At 72.0% G+C, this 1840-nt stretch carries 2 protein-coding genes (1 of these 2 cut by a window edge); both read left to right on the forward strand.

The window, feature by feature from the left end:
* Positions 1-150, forward strand: the end of a protein-coding gene (locus tag FDZ70_04670; protein TLM78043.1) for a 23S rRNA (pseudouridine(1915)-N(3))-methyltransferase RlmH. The gene continues 324 nt to the left of window position 1, outside the view; only the last 150 of its 474 coding nucleotides appear in the window; the start codon falls outside the window, past its left edge; its stop codon occupies positions 148-150.
* Between the two features lie 60 nt (positions 151-210).
* Positions 211-1620 carry an MBOAT family protein gene (locus tag FDZ70_04675; protein ID TLM78044.1) on the forward strand — a complete coding sequence of 470 codons (1410 nt, stop codon included), beginning with the start codon at positions 211-213 and terminating at the stop codon, positions 1618-1620.
* Positions 1621-1840 lie beyond the last annotated feature (220 nt).

A 1840-nucleotide genomic window follows, 5' to 3' on the forward strand; every position in this document is an offset into this window, starting at 1 on the left:
CGCTGCCGCACCAACTGGCGCGCGTGGTGCTGTTCGAGCAGGTCTACCGCGCTGCGCGCATCGCCAGAGGCGAGCCGTACCACCGCTGACCGGCCGCTCGCTGCTCCGCGTGCCCGCGTGCCGTCGCCTCCCGGCGGGGTGAGCGTCTAGAATGCGCATGGGACGTGCCGCGCAGCTGCGCGGCGCGACCGCTAGCGGGGGACGGCGTGGATGCTCTTCCCGACAGCTGAGTTCGTCATCTTCTTCCTCCTGGCGTTCGCGGGAGGGTGGCTGCTGTGCCCCGGGCGCACCTCGTGGCGGCTGTTCATGCTGGCGGCGAGCTACGTCTTCTACGCCTTCTTCGACGTGCGGTTCGCCGTCGGCGCCGCGGCCGTCACGCTGGTGGGGTGGCTGCTGCTGCTGGGCGTCGGCCGCGGGAGGCGCAGCTGGCTCGGAGCGGTCCTGGCGACGCTGTCGATAGCGGCGCACCTCGGCCTGCTGGCGTACTTCAAGTACGCGGGCTTCTTCGTCGGCACGGTGGTGACCGCGCTCGGCGCCGTCGGCGTGCACCTGCCGTGGGGTGTCGGCGAGATCGTCCTGCCGGTCGGCCTGTCGTTCCTCGCGTTCCGGGGCATCGCCGCCGCGGTCGACGTCTACCGTGGGGACGCCGAGGCGCCCGGCGTGCTCGACTACGCCGTGTTCACGATGTTCTTCCCGTACGTGGCGGCGGGGCCGGTGGTGCGCCTCGGCGAGATCGTGCCCCAGCTGCAGGAGCGGCGCGACCCGCGCAACGTCATGGCCGCGCAGGCGTTCCTGCTCATCGCCGGCGGGCTCGCGAAGAAGATGCTCGTGGCCGACTACCTCGCGCGCACCATCGTCGACGGGGTGTTCGCGACGCCGGCCCTGTACTCGCCGGTCGAGACGCTCGCGGGGATCCTCGGCTACTCGGTGCAGATCTACTGCGACTTCTCGGGTTACACCGACATGGCCATCGGCATCGCGCTGCTGCTCGGCATCAAGCTGCCGCAGAACTTCGCCCAGCCGTACTCGGCCGCCAGCCTCCAGCGGTTCTGGCGGAAGTGGCACATCACGCTGTCGAACTTCCTGCGCGACTACCTCTACATCCCGCTCGGCGGCAACCGGAAGGGTCATGCGCGCACCTACGTGAACCTCGTCGTGACGATGGTGCTCGGCGGCCTGTGGCACGGCGCGGGGTGGGCGTTCGTGATCTGGGGCCTGCTGCACGGCCTCGGACAGGCGGCCGAGCGGCTCTACAAGGAGTACCGCGGCCCTGATGCGCGGCCGATGTTCGCCCCGCTCGCGTGGCTGCTCACGTTCGGCTTCGTCACGTTCGCGTGGGTGTTCTTCCGCGCCGACTCGGTCTCGGGCGCCTTCGCGGTGCTCGGGCGCCTCTTCGCGTTCGGGTCGCTGGGGACCGTGCGCGTCCCGTGGCCGGTGTGGGCGCTCATCGCACTGACGATCGGCGTGCAGTTCGTGCCCGAGGACTGGCGCGAGCGCGCCCGCGCGACGTTCGGCCGCATCCAGCCGGCGTGGCAGGGGCTCGCGCTCGCGGCCGTGATCTTCGTCGTGTCCGTGCTCGGCCCCGAGGGGCCGGCGGCGTTCATCTACTCGGGGTTCTGACGCGATGTCGTACCAGGGCAGGCACGGACGGGGCTCGAACCGCAAGCGCGACGCGATGCCGCGCCGCTGGGAGCGCAAGCAGTCCGAACGCGAGGCGGCCCGCGAGGAGACGAGGCGCGTGGCGGCGGAGCGCCTGGGCGCGGACGACGGGGCCGCCGACGCGGCGGCCGGCACGGCGGTCGAACTCCGCTTCGCCGTGGACGAGGCGACCGCCGTGCCG

This window comes from Actinomycetota bacterium, from assembly GCA_005774595.1.
Classification (GTDB): Bacteria; Actinomycetota; Coriobacteriia; order Anaerosomatales; family D1FN1-002; genus D1FN1-002.

Excerpts from the sequence above, each read along its gene's own strand:
- FDZ70_04675 (TLM78044.1), top strand. The coding sequence starts at position 211 with ATGCTCTTCCCGACAGCTGAGTTCGTCATCTTCTTCCTCCTGGCGTTC.